The 18325-nt window shown below is 34.5% G+C and carries 6 protein-coding genes; 5 read left to right on the top strand and 1 reads right to left on the bottom strand.

Annotation, left to right across the window (positions count from 1 at the left end):
* The first annotated feature begins 21 nt into the window (after positions 1 to 21).
* The 5 genes from ACKVOV_RS07065 (at position 22) to ACKVOV_RS07045 (ending at position 17489) form a co-directional block, all read left to right on the top strand.
* Complete coding sequence (locus ACKVOV_RS07065; RefSeq protein WP_409206059.1) at positions 22 to 12456, top strand: T9SS type B sorting domain-containing protein; 12435 nt, start codon at positions 22 to 24, stop codon at positions 12454 to 12456.
* 46 nt (positions 12457 to 12502) lie between these two features.
* Positions 12503 to 13480, top strand: a complete 978-nt coding sequence (locus ACKVOV_RS07060) for a type IX secretion system membrane protein PorP/SprF (RefSeq protein ID WP_409206058.1) — start codon at positions 12503 to 12505, stop codon at positions 13478 to 13480.
* A gap of 134 nt (positions 13481 to 13614) precedes the next feature.
* Positions 13615 to 14802: a phosphoglycerate kinase gene (locus ACKVOV_RS07055; RefSeq protein WP_409206057.1), complete on the top strand. Its 1188-nt coding sequence runs from the start codon at positions 13615 to 13617 to the stop codon at positions 14800 to 14802.
* A 104-nt stretch (positions 14803 to 14906) separates the two neighbouring features.
* Positions 14907 to 16985 (top strand): LysM peptidoglycan-binding domain-containing protein, encoded by a 2079-nt coding sequence (locus ACKVOV_RS07050; protein ID WP_409206056.1) that lies wholly within the window; start codon positions 14907 to 14909, stop codon positions 16983 to 16985.
* A gap of 57 nt (positions 16986 to 17042) precedes the next feature.
* Positions 17043 to 17489: a GNAT family N-acetyltransferase gene (locus ACKVOV_RS07045; RefSeq protein WP_409206055.1), complete on the top strand. Its 447-nt coding sequence runs from the start codon at positions 17043 to 17045 to the stop codon at positions 17487 to 17489.
* Here ACKVOV_RS07045 and ACKVOV_RS07040 read toward each other — a convergent pair.
* The coding region (locus tag ACKVOV_RS07040) for an OmpA family protein (RefSeq protein WP_409206054.1) at positions 17486 to 18325 on the bottom strand (840 nt) is incomplete at its 5' end. The two genes, ACKVOV_RS07045 and ACKVOV_RS07040, sit on opposite strands and share 4 nt — an antisense overlap.

The raw sequence follows: 18325 nt of genomic DNA, 5'->3' as shown, positions 1-18325 counted from the left end.
TCTGAATCAAAAAGTTGTCCCATGAGAATCAAAAACTACTTATTATCGGTCCTAATTTTACTGTGCAGTTACAATATTACAGCACAAGTTGTTACTCCATTTACACAAAGATTAGCGGGTGGTAACTTAAAACTAAAAGGTGATATCATATTTGTTGGTAACAATATTGTCAATAGGACAACAACAAATCCAACATATGATGCAGCAAATAATGTAACGAATCAAGCAGTGCTAACTGCCGAAGCCAATACGCCATATAATGGAGGTTTAGCCAATAACAATTTTAATTTCGATTATATTGATATAGATGGTGATCCTACAACTTTTAGTTCTAGTACCGCAGATTTAAATATAACAGTACCTTGTAAAAAAATTATTTATGCAGGACTTTATTGGACGGCTACCTACCCGTTCGAGAGAATAAAAAGTAACGGAACAATAACAATACCTAGGCAAAATGACTGGAATCAAGTAAAATTTAAACTCCCAGGTGGCGCATACCAAACATTAGTTGCAGACAATGCAGCTGATCCTGTAGGACAAGAAGATGATATCATTGTAGACAATAATACAAGTAACACTAATGGAGTATATGGGGTACCTTATGTATGTTACAAAAATGTTACAAGTTTGTTACAAGGATTAGCAGATGCAAATGGAACTTATGGTGTTGCTAATCAAAGAGGACAATTAGGAAAATACACAAATACAGGAAGTTCGGCAGGATGGTCTATTGTGATTGTTTACGAAAGCCCATCTTTACCAAGTAAATATATTTCCATTTTTGATGGTTATGCTAATATAGATGGTAGTGGCAATGTAGATTTTAATGTAAATGGTTTTGTAACATTACCTCCACCTTTTCCTGTTAGAGCTAGAATTGGTGTTGGTGCGTTAGAAGGAGATTTAGAATATACTGGAGATAACCTTCGTTTTAAGGCCAATTCTTTAGGAGGATTTACAACAATCACAAATGGTCTAAACCCAAATAACAATTTTTTTAATTCCTCCATTACAAATAATAATATTGCAATAACCAATAGGAATATAAATAGTTCTAATACACTAGGTTTCGATTTAGATTTAGTACAAGTAAATAACCCGCTAAATGCGGTTGTTCCTAATAATGAAACTGGTGCGACACTAAGGCTTACTACAAATGGAGATTCTTACGGTGCTTATCTTGCAACATTCGATGTCGAAATTATTGAACCCAAAATAATACTTACAAAAACAGTAGCCGATCTTTCGGGAGCCGATGTAGGGGGACAAAATGTAACTTTGTGTCAACCGTTAAATTATACCATTGGGTTTCAAAACATAGGAAATGATGATGCCGATATTTTTACTATTAAAGATATATTGCCTCCCAATGTTTCTTTTAATCCAGCATCGGTTGTTTTGCCAACACCACCCGTTACTGTCCCTGCGACACCACCTATTACTTTTACTTATAATGCAGGTACAAGAACAATTATTTTTACAATCCCAAAAGGATTTGTACCTATAAATGCTCCAAGATACACAATACAACTTGGCGTAAAAGTATTATGTACATGTCTAGAATTAGACGATGCCTGTTCTAATTTAATTACAAATCAGGCTTTTGCTACTTATCAAGGAGTTCTAAATGTAGCTCAAATTACAAATGACCCTAGTTTATCTTCATATACTGTTTGTAACTTAAGTGGAGCAAGTCCAACAAATACTTTAGTTGGTCTAGATGCTTGTAACTTTACTCAGGATGTAGTTTTGTGTGGTACAACAGTGACGTTGACTGCAGCTGGCGGCTATACAACTTATACATGGTCTGGACCTCCTGGAGCAACTATAACTCCTGTAGCTGGTACAAACAACCAAAGTGTAGTGGTGAACCAAGTAGGTACATATACTGTAAATAATTTAATTACAACAACACCTTGTAAATCTATAGTTCAAACAATAAATGTTGTAGATATTACAGGAACACCACCACTAACAAATCCTGTTTTACCTTATGCAGATCAAATAGTAATTTGTCCTAATGATGGAAAACAACTACCACTTATATTTTTATGTGGAGCAGCAGATTCCCAACTTATAGCTACAACTATAACAGGAGCTACTTCTATTAGTTGGGAACAACTAAATACAGCAAGTTGTGTTGCAGTTGTAAACCCTAATTGCGCAAACGAAAATCCTGCGTGTACTTGGACGGTTGTAGGAACAGGATTAAATTATACAGCCAATACTGCTGGACAATTTAGAGTTGTGATAAACTATCCTGGAGGTTGTTCGCGTATATTTTATTTTAATGTTTTTCAGAATTTATTAAATCCAATAGCTACTCCAAGAGATGCTGTTTGTTCTACACCAGGACAAATAACAATTACAGGAGTTCCTGCTGGTTATGAATATAGTTTAGATTGTACAGGAACTTGGCAAGCAAGTAATGTTTTTACAACTGTTCCAGTTGGAGTTCACTCTGTTTGTATTCGTCAAACAGGAATAACAGGGGGTTGTGTGTTTACATTAACAAATATTCCTATTGTAAATAGAGTTTTTACAGTTTCGGCAATTCTTACACAACCTATATGTAGCGGTAATAAAGGAAGTATAAATTTAGCGGCTAACAACGTTTTGCCACAATACACTTTTAGCATTAATCAAGGAGCTACATTAATTAGCACTTTTGGTCCAACCAATAGTAGTAGTACAGTGTTTAATAATTTAACACCAGGAAACTATACTTATACAGTAACTACACAAGACGGTTGTAGTGTTACAACACCTTTTACAATTATTCAGCCACCATTGTTAACAATAACTGCAGCGTTAACAAAACCATTAACTTGTGGGCCTGGAGAAATTACTGTTTATCCAGTAGGAGGAACACCTCCTTACAATTTTAATGTAACAGGAGCGGTTACAGTAACACAATCTAGCCCAATAATTTCAGCACCAGTTGCTGGAACTTATAATATACAAGTAGTTGACAACAATAATTGTACTGCAAATACTTCAATTACAGTTGCATTGGTTCCACCACCAGTATATACAGTAACTCAAACAAATGTTTTATGTTATGGTAGTAATACAGGTGCAATTAATTTTAATGTTACAAACGCCAATGGATTTACTTTACAGTATAGTATAGATGGAATAACATTTTTCCCAACACCTAACTTTCCTAATTTAGTTGCAGGTACTTATACGATAATAGTTAGATATACTTTAGGAACTGCTGTTTGTTTGACAACGCCAGTTACTATTACAATAACACAACCAGCTGCAGCCTTAACAGCTTCGGCAGGAGTTTCAGAATTAGCAGGTTGCGGTCCTTTAGGAGAAGGAAGAGTTAGAATTATAAATCCTCAAGGAGGTGTTCCAGCATATACTTATAGTTTTGATAATGGAGCAACTTATACAGGAGTAAACCAAGCTTATTTATTACCAGGTACTTATACAGTATATATTAAAGATGCAAATGGTTGTATTTTTCCAATGACGGTAACCTTAGATCCAGCACCAGCAGCTCCAACAATAGTGGTAACGCCTCCAGTTTTTGCTTGTAACGGAAATGCAACAAGCACAGTTACTGTAAACAATAACGGCGGTAGTTTTTCTTATACTTATTTGTTAGATGGTGTACCTAATACACCTCCAACAAATAACGTATTTTCTCCAGTTACTTGTGGACCTCATACTGTAACGGTAAATTATCAAGCAACAAATATTCCAACACCAAGTAACTTATTGTTTGAAGATTTTGGTATTGGTGCTAATACAACAACACCAGGAATTGCAGCAGCTTATTGCTTTAATCCTCAAGCTTATCCAGCTGGACAGCCTTGCGGAAATGCTGTTGCTGGATTCCCAGCATCGGCATGTGGTACATGGTTTGTAAATGACAATCAATATGTTGTAACATCTTTACTTAATCCTAATAATTGTGCATGGTTTCCATATCGTGATCACACATCAAACGGAACAAATCCAAAAGGTAGATTTTTAGCTGTAAATATTGGTTCTGCAGCAGGTCCTAATGGTGTATTATATAGTAAAACAATCAATAATGTTTTACCAAATCAACCAGTAATTGTTGATATTTATTTAGCAAATTTATTAACTGTGGGTAATGGTGGAGCAGATCCTTCTTTCATACTAGAATTAGTTAATGGATCAGGAACAGTTATTGCTTCTCAATCTACGGGAATTATAGACAATACAGTAAATGCTTGGCAATTAAAATCATTAACATTAAATCCAGGGGCTAATACTACACTTACATTTAAAATAAGATCTGGAAGTATTATTTACAGTGGAAATGACGCAGCTATTGATGATATAAATGTATATCAGCAACCAATAGCTTGTATCACAACAAAAAACTTTCCTATAAACATAGCATGTAATCAAGCTTTTACAGCTCAGGTAACAGGTTCTAATAATGTGTCTTGTAATGGGGGTAACAACGGAACGATTACTATTTCAGCTCAAAATTTTGCAGCGACAGGTTTTCAATATAGCACAAATGGCGGTGCAACTTGGACGACTTCATTAGTATCACCAGTTACAATATCTGGTTTAACTGCAACGACTTATAATATCCAAATTAGATATGATAGTAATCCAGCTAATACAGCATGTAGCTTCCCTTTTACAACAATAATTACACAACCAGCGGTATTAACGCCTTCAGTTGTAGTAACACCAGCTACTTGTTTAACTGGAGCAACAATAACTGTATCGGCAGTTGGAGGAACGCCAGCATATCAATATCAATTGCAAACATCTCCAGGAGCAGTAATAGTTACTGCTTATCAAGCTAGTGGTACATTTACAAATGTTGCTACAGGAAATTATGTTGTGCTTGTTCGTGATGCAAATTTATGTGTAAGTACTTCTATTCCTTTAAGTGTTGTTGCGGCAACACCACCAACAGCTACAATATCAGCAGCATCAAACTTCTGTTATTCTAGCCCAGCAGGAGCAACAATAGTGGTTACTGCTGCAGGAGGAGTTGCGCCATATGCTTATAATATTAACGGAGGTGCATTTCAAGTAAGCAATACGTTCCCTAATTTAACACCAGGATCATATACAATTATTGTAAGAGATGCTTTTGGTTGTACAGTAACTTTACCAGTTCAAACAATTGCACCACAACTTACACTTAGCACAGTACTTACAAAAGATTTAGATTGTACGGCTTCGCCTAATGCAGTTATTACAGGAACAATAGTTGGAGGTTATTCACCATTTACTTATCAAGTAAGTTTTAATGCTGGTGCTTTCACAAATCTTGGAGCAACTACATCACCATTTACTTATTCAACAGCTATTGCAGGTACTTATCAGTTTCAAGTTACTGATTCAAGAGGTTGTACAGCACAATCTATAGTTCATACTGTAAATGCTCTTATCCCAGTTGCAGCTACGCATACACAAACAAATAATCTTTGTTTTGGAGATGCTGCTGGAACAGTAACCATTACACCATCTGGTGGTGTTGCACCTTATCAAGTAAATTTTAATGGTTTAGGATTTAGTTCTACATTTACTTATTCAGGATTAGCAGCTGGAACATATACTTATATTGTAAGAGATAGTAAAAGCTGTACTTTTAACGGAAGTGTTACAATAACGCAACCAGCACAAATTGCTTACACAGCAATAGTAAATCCTATTACATGTAATATTTCTGGATCCGGATATGCTTTAGGGTCTATTTGTGTAAATGGTTTAACAGGAGGTGTTGCACCTTATACATATACTTTAGTAGATTTAACAGGAGGTTCTGCAACATTAACTCATGTTGAACCTTTAGGAGCTAATTATTGTTTCCCAAGTGTAGATTTTGGTTTGTATGATTTGAGCGTTACAGATGCTAATGGTTGTACAATCGTAAAATCTAATTTAGTAATGGCTAGTCCCCCAGGTGGTTTAACTTTTACATTTGCTAGTGTCGCTACTTGTGCTACAGGAGCTGATTTAACTGTTTCTATTGCGGGAGGTATTATAGGGTCTGGACCGTATGAATTTGGTATAGTTAATTTAACAGCTTTCCCATGGTCAAGTACTTTTGTGCCTGCTAATCCAGGACCTTCAACTCATATTTTTACAGGATTAATACCAGGATCTATATATACAATTGTGGTTAGAGATTTAACTACGGGATGTTATTATTTTCAAACTGCTCCTACGGCAGCTACATTGTCTAACATAAATGTTACACCTTTAGTTGCAAATCCAGTTACTTGTAAAGGAAGCGCAGATGGATCAGTAACGTTTAGCTTGACTGGAATAGATCCAACAACAACAACTATTCATTATAGTATTCACTATGCATCAAATAATTTACCAGTTGGTGCTGCAACAGATGGAATTCTTACAGCTCCGTTTGTATTTCCAGTAACGGTAGGGCCATTGGCTCCAGGTAGTTATAATATTCAGATTGTTGAATATGTTGGTGTAGTTCGTGGTTGTGGTGTAACTTCAACTAATTTTACAATAGTAGAATCAGCAACAGCATTGACATTGTCAGCAACCACCACAAATGATAATTGTAATGTAAATGCAGGACATATTACCCCTACCGCTTCTGGAGGGACTGGTCCTTATTTATACCAATATTTACCTTCGCCAAGTGTTGCTCCAACAGCTACCTTGCCAGGACTTTGGGGTTCTACGAATCCTTTTAATGGAGAAAGCGGAAATTATGACGTATATGTTAGAGATGCTTTTGGATGTATTAAAAAAGTTACAGTAGCAATTGGACTAGATCCTTCGCCAGTTATTGCAGCTACATTAGTAAATGCATGTGTGGCTCAAGGAACTTACCAAATAAATGTGACTATGCCTACAGCAGGTATCGCTCCATATACTTTTAGTGTAGATGGTGGTGCTTTTGTAGCCAATACAACTCCGTTTACAATTTCAGGATTGTCTTCTGGAACACATACTATTCAGGTAAAAGATAAAAATGGTTGCGGAAATACAGTTTCGGTAACAATATTAACACCGTTAATTGTTTCGGCTGTATTTACAACACAACCAACATGTTTCAACAACAATGGTACAATTACAGCAAGTGCATCTGGTGGTTCTGCACCAGCAAATTATACTTATACTTTATTAACAAGTGGTTCAGTTGTAATTGTAGGGCCTCAAGGAAGTAATGTGTTTGCAGGACAACCAGCAGGATGTTATATCATTAGAGTAACAGATTCGACTACAGGTTGTAGTGCTAATACTCCATTCTGTCTTACTTTACCAACTCCAGTAACATTTACAGCTGTACCTACAAGTGTAACATGTAATGGAGGAACTGATGGTACAATTACTATTAACTTAACAGGAGCAAGCGATAACCCTCCTTACACATATCAGATAAATGCTCCAATTGTAGTTGGACCACAAGCATCTAATATTTTTACAGGATTAGCAGCAGGAACTTATACGGTTCAGGTAAATTCTGGTAGAGGTTGTACACTAATAGATAACAATGTTATTGTAGGAACACCAACACCAGTTGTAGCATCTGCATCAGCAACACCATTTACATGTGCGGCAAATAACTCTGTAAATGTTTCGGTACTTACTGTTAATGGAGCAGGAGGAACACCAGCTTATACTTACAGTATAAATGGAGTAAATTATTTTACTACTAATACTTTTAATATTATTAATACAGGAGCTGTTCAAAACATTACAGTTTATGTAAAAGATTCTAAAGGTTGTATAGACACTGAAGTAATAATTATAAACCCTTTACCAGCCATTACAGCGGCTACTGTTACACAAACAACAGCAATAACTTGTACTAATCCAGAATTAGTTACAATTACTGTAACGGGAGGTTCAGGAACTTTCACTTACCAAACATTACCTTTAGGAGCTGCAAATGTGACTCAAGTTGGTATTACCAATCAGTTTAATATTTCTGCACCTGGAACTTATTTCTTCCAAGTAAATGATATTACTACGGGTTGTTATTTTGCAACTTTAGCATATACAGTTGCGCCTTATAACACAATTGATGTTGTTGCAACAGCAAGTACACCAGTTTCTTGTTTTGGAAGTAATAATGGAGCAATTAGTATTAATGTTTCTGGTTATACAGGAGCTTATTCTTATACTGTTTTAGGAAGTTTACCGCTTGTAAGTGGAGTAGGAAATACAGCTGTAAATCCACTAGTGATATCAGGTTTACCAGCAGGAAGCTATACTGTTCAAGTTACAGAAACTGCGAGTCCTTTCTGTGTTAAAATTTCGAATGTTGTAACAGTTGCTTCACCATCTCAAGTTTCATTGAGTTTAGCATCTAATATTAATGCAAATTGTAATTCAGGAGCTCAAGTTACTGTTATTGGATCTGGAGGAACGCCTGCTTATACTTATGCATTTGTTCAAAACGGATTTATACCAGTATTAGCAGATTATACAGCATCTAATACTGCTGTATTAAATCCAGCTACAAATACACAATGGGATGTTTATGTAAAAGATGCTAACGGTTGCTTCACATTTATTGATGTAACTATTGCTACTGATGTACTACCTACGGTTACATTGCCAACTTTTGCATCTGATCAATGTACATCTACAGGAACATCATATACATTTACAGCAACAGGAACAGGATTAGCACCATTAACATATTCTATAGGTGCAGGATTCCAAAGTAGTGGAACATTTACTGTATCTGCACCAGGTGTTTATACAGTAACTATTAAAGATAAAAACGGTTGTACGGCTAGTACTTCAATTACAGTATACCCACCAATTGGGGTTAATCCATCAATTACTGCTTTACCAAGTTGTGCAAATAATGATGGTAGTATAACAGTAAATACTGTTGGAGGTTCTGGTACTTATAACTATTCTATTGCACCTAATCTAGCAGGAATTACTTTAGTTGGTAATGTGTTTTCAAATGTGCCTTCAGGAACCTATACAATAACGGTTACAGATGTTTTAACAACTTGTACTAAAAATGTATCTGTAACACTAAGCACTGCTACACCAGTAACATTTACAGCTGTACCTACAAATGTAAGTTGTAGTGGAGGAACAGATGGAACAATTACTGTAAATTTAGCAGCAGGAAATAATAATCCTGTTTATACTTATCAAATTACTGCCGGTCCAGTTACCACCGCTGTTCAAACAGCGAATGTGTTTACAGGATTGCCAACAGGAACTTATACTATTCAAGTAATTTCAGGTAGAGGCTGTCAATTAATAGACAACAACGTTATCGTAGGAACGCCTAACCCAATAGTTGTACCAGCAACAACAATCACACAATTTGGTTGTGCTGCAGGAACAAATGCTGTAAATCTCGCTACAATTACCGTTACGGGTGTTACAGGAGGTTCAGGAGTTTATACAAACTATGAATTTATATTAGGTGGAGTTATACAACAAAGTGGATCTAGCAACACATATTCTACAGCAAATGTAGTTGGAGGTACTTATACTATCAATGTTTTTGATAATAAAGGTTGTTTAGGAACTACTACTGCAGTAATAAATCCTTATATATCAATAAGTAATCCTACGGTTGTTGTAAATAATCCAATTACTTGTACTACAAACGAACAAATTACGATTTCAGTTACTACTGCTGGCGGTGTGCCTCCAGTTTTCACTTATACTGTTACGGGTTATCCAACAAATGCAATTCCGTATAATGTGACACAAAACTCGCCAACATTTACTGGTTTAACAATAGGGGATTATATAATTACAGTGTTAAATCCAGTAACAGGATGTAGCGTGCAAACAATACATTATGTTAATAATCCAAATACGTTTGATTTGTTACTTAATAATGTAGTTGATGTTACTTGTTTTGGTGGTAATAATGGAAGTGTAAATATTACAATTGTAGATAATGATTTGACACCAACAAACGATGCTGGACCATTTAATTATACAATTTTAAATAGTTTGGGAGCACCAGTTACATCCGGATCTAGCGCTACTGCTGGTCCAATTACTATATCTGGATTGCCATCAGGAATATATACAGCAAATGTTTCATTAATTGCTACGCCATTTTGTACTGTGACAAAAAATTTCACCATTTCTGGTCCAACAAGTGGCTTAACTGTTTCAACAACTAGTACACCTATAACTTGTGTTACAGGAAATAACGACGGAACGATTACAGCATCAGCTACTGGTGGTTGGGGAGCTCCGTATGAATTCCAACTTCAGATAGGTGCTGCAATTATTACTTCTTATAGCTCTAATCCAAACTTTACAGGATTGTCGCAAGGCACTTATACTGTTTATGTAAAAGATGTTAGAGGATGTATTACATCAACCAATGTTACATTAACGAATCCATTACCAATTAATGCAGTTATTACATCAAGTGGACCAACGGTAGCTTGTTTTGGAGATTGTAATGCAACAATAAGTATTTCTTATCCAACAGGAGGACAAGGAAGTAATTATTCTTATGTATTGCATTCTACAATACCAACAGTTTCTGATTCAGGTCCTATTGCAATACCTCTTGGAGGAATTGTGTTAACAGGATTATGTGCAGATACTTATACTGTTACAATTACAGATGGTTTTGATTGTTCATTCACATCGGCCAACATTGTAATTGCACAACCGGCTAAAGTAGTTGCTAGTTTGTCTACTGCTACAACACAAACATGTTTAACACAAGCTACACTAACCCTTACAGGTTCTGGTGGTACACCACCATATAGTTATAGTACTACACCAGGTGGACCGTTTATTGGATCATTTAATCCATCAATAATAATTCCTGTTCCAGTTGGTACATATCATTATTATATTCAAGATGCTAATGGTTGTAACAGCTTAGTTTCTGGAGATGTAATTATTACGCCTTTAGATCCGTTAACAATCTCTTCACTTTCACATCAAGATATTCTTTGTGGAGGAAGCTCAACAGGAACAATATCTGCAACAGCAACAGGCGGATTGTTAAACTATGTATATACATTACTTGATGGTGCAGGAAATCCTATTTTGCCAGCACCAACGCAAACAACTCCTGGAAACTTCTCGAACTTACCAGCAGGAACATATATTGTTCATGTTCAGAGTTTAGATTGTCCTAAGGATTCGCCAAGTATAATAATTACAGAGCCAACACCATTTAATGTTGCGTACACTCCAATTCCAGTAAAATGTAATGGAGGTAATGATGGAGCTGTAAATCTTGTAATAACGGGAGGAACCGGAGCAATACAATATGCTATTTCACCTAATCTAAGTCAGTTTATAACAATTTCAAATCCTTATGTAGCAGGAGGGTTTAATGTTCCAAATCTTGCATCAGGTAGTTATACAATAATTATTCAAGATCAAAATGGTTGTTTTGTAACTTTTAATAACATTACTATCAACCAACCAACAGCTTTGACTTCTAATATAACATCTTTTGTAGATGAAGATTGTGCAGAATTAGACTTAGGAGAAATAACCGTTGGCGGAATAGGTGGAGGTACAGCGCCATATAGTGTAACTTATACTGTCGTTTACCCAGGTTCTACAACAGTGGTTACAAGTCCAATTATTGCTTTAGCTGCAGGTGTTACAACTTACAACTTTACAGGATTAAATGGAGGTAATTATACTACTATTGTAATTGATGGTAATGGTTGTAAATCTGAAAACCAACAACTTTTAGGAAGTGGCGTATTATATGACCCAAGAGCGGAAGTAACCTATCCTTGTGTTAGCAATAGTCCTGCGGTAAGAGTTGAGGTTCTTAACTTAAGTAACACACCATCATTAGCTTTTACACCTTTATCAGATTATTTGTTCTCATTAGATGTAAACAGTTCAGCAAGTGCTCAGGCAAGTAATATATTTACTTCTGCAGCATATCCTAGCTTGTTAATTTCTGGTGTGCCACATACTATTTACGTTTTCCACGTAAATGGTTGTGATAAAGCAACAAATTCGTTTACGATTAATGCGACTGATATAGATCCTTTAAACTTAAGTTTAACGCAAGTATTCCTTAACCAACTTGTTGCAACTTTAAACCCTGTAACAGGAGGAACAGCGCCATATACTTATACTTTCCAAGATGAAACGGGAGCAACAGTTCAAAATGGTCCAAATAATATTCATATTTATGATCATTCAGCAACTTACACAGTAACAGTTACCGATAGTAAAGGTTGTACAGATACAGCAACAAAAGCTGTGGTGTTTATACCTATTAAAATCGACAACGTGTATACACCTGGTGATGGCAGCGGTTGGGGTCCAAAAAACACATCAAACTATCCTGATATAGTAACTTACATCTATGATAGATACGGTCGTAAAGTTGCCGAATTGTTAGAAGGACAAAAATGGTATGGTAAGTATAACGGACAAGAATTACCTTCAGGAGATTACTGGTATGTAATAAAAGTAGATGCGGGTAATGATAGTGAATATGTAGGTCATTTTACATTGTACAGATAATTTTAATTCAAGAACTATGACAACGTCTCCAAATAAAATAATTAAAATGAAAAAGTTCCTGATTGCGATTGTTCTACTATCGTGTACAAAGAATTTTGCACAAGAGTTAAATGTTCCACCAGCAACACAATATTTGGCCGATAACCCATTTGTTATCGCGCCAGTGTATGCAGGAATAGGTGATAATTTTAGAATTAGGCTAAATGGATTTGCCCAATGGGTTGGTATCAAAGATGCTCCAGCAAATCAGGCATTATATGCAGATTTTAGAATTGCTAATCAATCCGGAATAGGACTTTCGTTATACAACGATAAGAATGGATATACAAGGCAAACAGGGCTAAAAGCCTCTTTTGCGCATCATATTATTCTGGATTATTATTCTAAACAATATTTGTCTTTTGGTATTTCTTATAACTTTAATAGTTTCAAAATTGATACAGGAAATTTTGACCTTATTAATTTCCCATTAATTGTTAATGATAGATATACTTCTAATGACAACTTCGATGTGAGTTTATTGTATAGAAGAAAGGCTTTCTATTTAGCATTTAATACGGCGAATGTGCTAAATAAAAACCTTGATAAATTCAAATCATCACCTATTAATCTAGAGCCTAATTTATTGAGAAATTATCAGGTATACACAGGATACACCTTTAGAGGAAATAGAGATAGTAGAACGGAAATAGAACCGTCTGCATTTTTTCAATATTTTCAGAGTGATGGTCGTTCTAGTACCGATTTGAATGTTAAGTTAAGATACTTAGACAATCAAAGAACAGGGTATTTCTGGATGGGCGCAACGTATCGTTTTCTTAACGATCAGCCAATGAAACCACTTACAGTAGGTCCAATGTTAGGTCTTAAAAAAGGAGGGTTTTATTTAGGCTATTCTTATCAATTAACATTAAACGAACTGTCAGCCTATAATTCAGGAACACACATGGTTACTTTAGGTTTCGATTTCTTACAACAAGCTAGTAATTGTCCTTGTACACAAAAAGAAAATAACGACGATTAAATATAATTATTGAGATAATTCTTAAGGTTTCCTTACATGCCTTATATGGTTTAATTATTTACCATATAAGGCATGTAAGGAAATATAAGTTTCAAACAAACAACTTTTAAAAACTTCAAACAAATATTACAACAATGAAAACTATATACGACTTCAACTTTAATAATAAAAAAGCCTTAATAAGAGTAGATTTTAATGTTCCGCTAAATGAAAGCTTTCATGTTACTGATGCTACTCGTATTGAAGCCGCAAAACCTACAATCGATAAAATTCTTGCCGATGGTGGAAGCGTAATCTTAATGTCACATTTAGGGAGACCAAAAGGTGTTCAAACAGAATATTCATTAAAACACATTGTTGCTAAAGTATCAGAAATTTTAGGAGTTTCAGTTCAATTTTCTTCAGATTGTATAGGTGAAGATGCAGAAAACATGGCTTCAAACCTAAAATCAGGTGAAGTTTTATTATTAGAAAACCTTCGTTTTCATCCTGAGGAAGAAGCTGGCGATATCGAATTTTCTAAGAAGTTAGCAAAATTAGGAGATATTTATGTGAATGATGCTTTTGGTACAGCACACAGAGCACACGCTTCGACCACAATAATTGCACAATTTTTCCCTAATAATAAATGTTTTGGAGCGCTTTTAGCTAAAGAAATAGAAAGCTTAAATAAAGTACTTAAAAACAGTCAAAAACCAGTTACGGCAGTTTTGGGTGGAAGTAAAGTTTCATCAAAAATCACCGTGATTGAAAATATTTTAGACAAAGTAGACCACATGATTATTGGTGGCGGAATGACATTTACCTTTGTAAAAGCATTAGGTGGAAAAATAGGAAACTCTATTTGCGAAGATGACAAACAAGAATTGGCTTTGGAAATTTTGCGTTTGGCTAAAGAAAAAAATGTTCAAATTCACCTTCCAGTCGATGTTATTGCTGCTAATTCTTTTTCGAATGATGCCGAAACTCAAGTTATAGATGTTAATAAAATCCCTGATGGATGGCAAGGTCTAGATGCTGGACCAAAATCGTTAGAAAATTTCAAAAAAGTAATTTTAGAATCAAAAACTATTCTTTGGAATGGTCCTTTGGGTGTTTTTGAAATGTCAAATTTTGCTAATGGAACCATTCAATTAGGTAATTTTATTGCTGAATCAACTAAAAACGGTGCGTTTTCACTTGTTGGTGGTGGTGATAGTGTTGCGGCAGTAAAACAATTTGGGCTTGAAGATAAAATGAGTTATGTTTCTACAGGTGGTGGCGCCATGTTAGAAATGTTAGAAGGAAGAGTTTTGCCAGGAATTGCAGCTATTTTAGATTAAATTTTGCAACTTTAACAATTTTTTTACCTTTTTTACGTTTTAAGACTTTATGTTTGTACCCAGCGCAACATATTGAAATATAACACTTTATAATACCTACTATTATGATGAATAAGAAATTTGCCTTTTTACTACTTCTATTTTCGGTCACAAATATATTTTCTCAGGATATTGTTTTACAGGATTCTGTTACGAAACCTGAGTTAAAACTATCTTTTTTAGATTCTTTAAAGACAACTTATGTCATAGATGAGATGTCTGCTTGTGTAGATGATAAATGTTTTAAAGAATTAACAAATGACGATATTTCTAAACAACTTTTTGATGATATAAAGAATATTAATCTTGACCAAACAGTCGATTTTGAATTGCCTACTGAATTGTTAAAAGAAAGATTAAGATTAATGGACGAGAAATCTCCGTTTAATATCGAATATAACGTTGGTTTAGAAAATATTATCAAATCATTTCTTAAAAACAGAAAAAGATCTTTTGAAAGACTAATGGGAATTTCCCAATATTATTTTCCAATGTTTGAAGAAGCAATGGCAAAATATAATGTACCATTAGAAATAAAATATTTAGCCATTGTCGAATCTGCATTAAACCCAAAAGCAGTTTCTAGAGTTGGCGCAACTGGTTTGTGGCAATTTATGTACGAAACAGGAAAACAATACAAGCTTAATGTAAATTCTTATGTAGACGAACGTAGTGATGCTCTAAAAGCAAGTGATGCTGCAGCGCAATATATGAGTAATATGTATAAGATTTTTGGCGATTGGGAATTGGTTCTAGCCTCTTATAATTCTGGAGCAGGAAATGTAACCAAAGCAATTCGTCGTTCTGGCGGACATCAGAATTTTTGGAATATCAGAAAGTTTTTACCTAAAGAAACAGCATCTTATGTTCCTATGTTTCTAGCAACAATGTATATTTTCGAATACCATAAAGAGCACGGAATTGTACCAGAAAGAGCAATTGCAAACCATTTTGCTGTAGATACTATAGCTATAAAAAATAAAATGACCTTCAAACAAATTTCGGCATTGTTAGATATGCCAGAAGCGCAGATAGAGTTCCTTAATCCTTCATACAAAATGAAAGTTATCCCGTATGTAACTAACGAAACTCACTTTTTGTGTTTGCCAAAAGATAAAATAGCCATTTTTGCTTCAAACGAAGATAAGATGTATGCTTATGTAAATTATCAGGAGAAAAACAGAGAAAGACCTTTTGCTGCAAAAGCGAAACTTAAGGTTAGTAAAGACTCTATTTCTGGAAGTGAGAATATAGATGAAGCTTTGGTAGAAACTAAAACCATTATGAAAAATGTTTCTAGAACTAAATTTCATAAAGTAAAAAGAGGAGATAACTTAAGCGATATTGCCGACAAATACAATGTTGCCATGTCGGATTTAAAAAAATGGAATCACTTAAAAAGCAATAAAGTACAACAAGGTAAAAGCCTAAAAATTATTACCGAAGAGAGAATTGCAATAGTTCAGAAAGTAAAAAAACCAAAAACTATTCTTGAAGCCAAAGCCGAATCTAAAACAGAATTAACAGAAGAAAAAGCTGTTGCTGTTCTTGATAAACAGGTTTCTAAAAAAGAAAAAACAGAACTTATAACAGAAAAGCCAGTTGTTGTTAACGAGCATATTGTAAAACAAGGCGAAAACTTAACTAGTATTGCAAAAGAACACAGATTGTATGTTGCCGATTTAAAAAAATGGAATAATCTAAAAGACGGAAACATAAAATTGGGTGACAAATTAAAACTTTCTGAGTCTCCAGTTGTTGCCGTTGCAGATGAAGAAGTAAAACCAAATACAGAAACTACTTTTTATACAATCAAAAAAGGAGATAATATCTCATTAATTGCTAAAAACAATAACGTTACCGTTGATGATTTAAAAGAATGGAATAATCTAGACAGTAATGTTGTAAAAGTAGGAGAGAAGCTTAAAATTGAAAAATCAATAGAAGCTATTGCCGAAGTTTCTAAAAAAGACACTAAGAAAAAGGACAAATACCAAGAGCAAAAACTATATGTGGTACAAAAAGGAGATTCATTGTTTAGCATTTCTCAAAAACACCACACTACAGTTGCTGATATTAAGAAACTAAATGACATTAAAGATGAAAACCTGAAACCAGGTATGAAACTTAAAATAAAAGCATAAAAAAAGGGAATCGTAAGATTCCCTTTTTTGTTACATTTGTAGCAAACAAATCGCACAATGTCGTTACAATTCAAAATAAAGCCTTTTAAAGAACTTTCTACTCAAGAGTTATATCAAATACTAAGATTAAGAAGTGAGGTCTTTGTAGTCGAACAAAATTGCGTCTATCAAGACATAGATAACAAAGATCAGAAAGCAATTCATGTTTTAGGTTATTACAATGACGAATTGGTGGCTTATTGCCGATTATTTGATGCAGGTGATTATTTTGATAATGCTTCGATAGGACGTGTTATTGTAGCTCAAAAATTCCGTGATAAGAAATGGGGAAACAATCTTATGATTGAAGCTATTGCTGGAATAAAGCAACATTTCGGGAAAACTCAAATCACGATTTCTGCTCAAATGTATTTACAGAAATTTTACGAAAGTCACGGTTTTGTGAAAACAACCGAAATGTATTTAGAAGATGATATTCCGCATATTGAGATGAAAAAATCTTAAATTTTAGTAATCACAAGCTCGACTCTTCGATCATACTGTGGCTCTTTCCCTAAAGGTTTTGACGTACCATATCCTTTGTAAACCATTCTCTTTTTGTCTATTTTTTTTGCAACAAAAAAATTGTAAACAACCTTAGCTCTATTAGTAGAAAGCTGTCTTTTTCTAGTATCTCTATCTATTGCTTCTTTCTGGTAAGGAGGCGTGCAACAAACATGACCTTGTATTTCAAACTGTAAATTTTTAAATTTAAGTAAAGCTTTCGCAATTTTTTCTAGATCATTTTTCGCATTAACACTTAGTTTACTACTGCCTTTTTCGAAAAGAACATCACCTAAAAAAATTCTATCACCTACAATATGTTTTTTTTGAACCATATCGAACATGCCAGGCATCTGAATTTTTGGCAATGGTTTCATATTTATAACCACATCGACACGACGATTTTTAGAACGAACTTCGGGAAGATTTTCTATAATATCATCGTCAATCATGACGCGGCCTTTGCCTTCAATAGTGACAATAATTTTACTTCTAATTCCACTTGCAACTAGTTTTTTCTGAATTACAGAAGCTCGATTATTAGATAGTTTAAAATTATAAGATTCTTTGCCACGATCATCGCAATAGCCAAAAATTTGAACTGATTCAATACGAGTAGAATCTATGTTTTTTATAAAATTGACTGTTTCGTTTGCTTGTTTTTCGTCGAGTTTAAATTTGTCAAAATCGAAATAAACAGAATGAATAATTTCTTCCTGAGCCATTATTGCCTCAGAAAAAGAAAGGAATAGAAGTAAAAAGAAGAAGTGTTGTATTTTATTCATGTTTATTTCTTT

The organism is Flavobacterium sp. (genome assembly GCF_046153165.1).
Lineage (GTDB): Bacteria > Bacteroidota > Bacteroidia > Flavobacteriales > Flavobacteriaceae > Flavobacterium.
The sequence above is the reverse complement of the archived record's forward strand: the minus strand, read 5'-3'. Positions and strand labels throughout refer to the sequence as shown.

Coding starts and splice junctions, on each gene's coding strand:
- ACKVOV_RS07045 (WP_409206055.1), top strand. CDS start 17,043: ATGTCGTTACAATTCAAAATAAAGCCTTTTAAAGAACTTTCTACTCAA.
- ACKVOV_RS07060 (WP_409206058.1), top strand. CDS start 12,503: ATGAAAAAGTTCCTGATTGCGATTGTTCTACTATCGTGTACAAAGAAT.
- ACKVOV_RS07050 (WP_409206056.1), top strand. CDS start 14,907: ATGATGAATAAGAAATTTGCCTTTTTACTACTTCTATTTTCGGTCACA.
- ACKVOV_RS07065 (WP_409206059.1), top strand. CDS start 22: ATGAGAATCAAAAACTACTTATTATCGGTCCTAATTTTACTGTGCAGT.
- ACKVOV_RS07055 (WP_409206057.1), top strand. CDS start 13,615: ATGAAAACTATATACGACTTCAACTTTAATAATAAAAAAGCCTTAATA.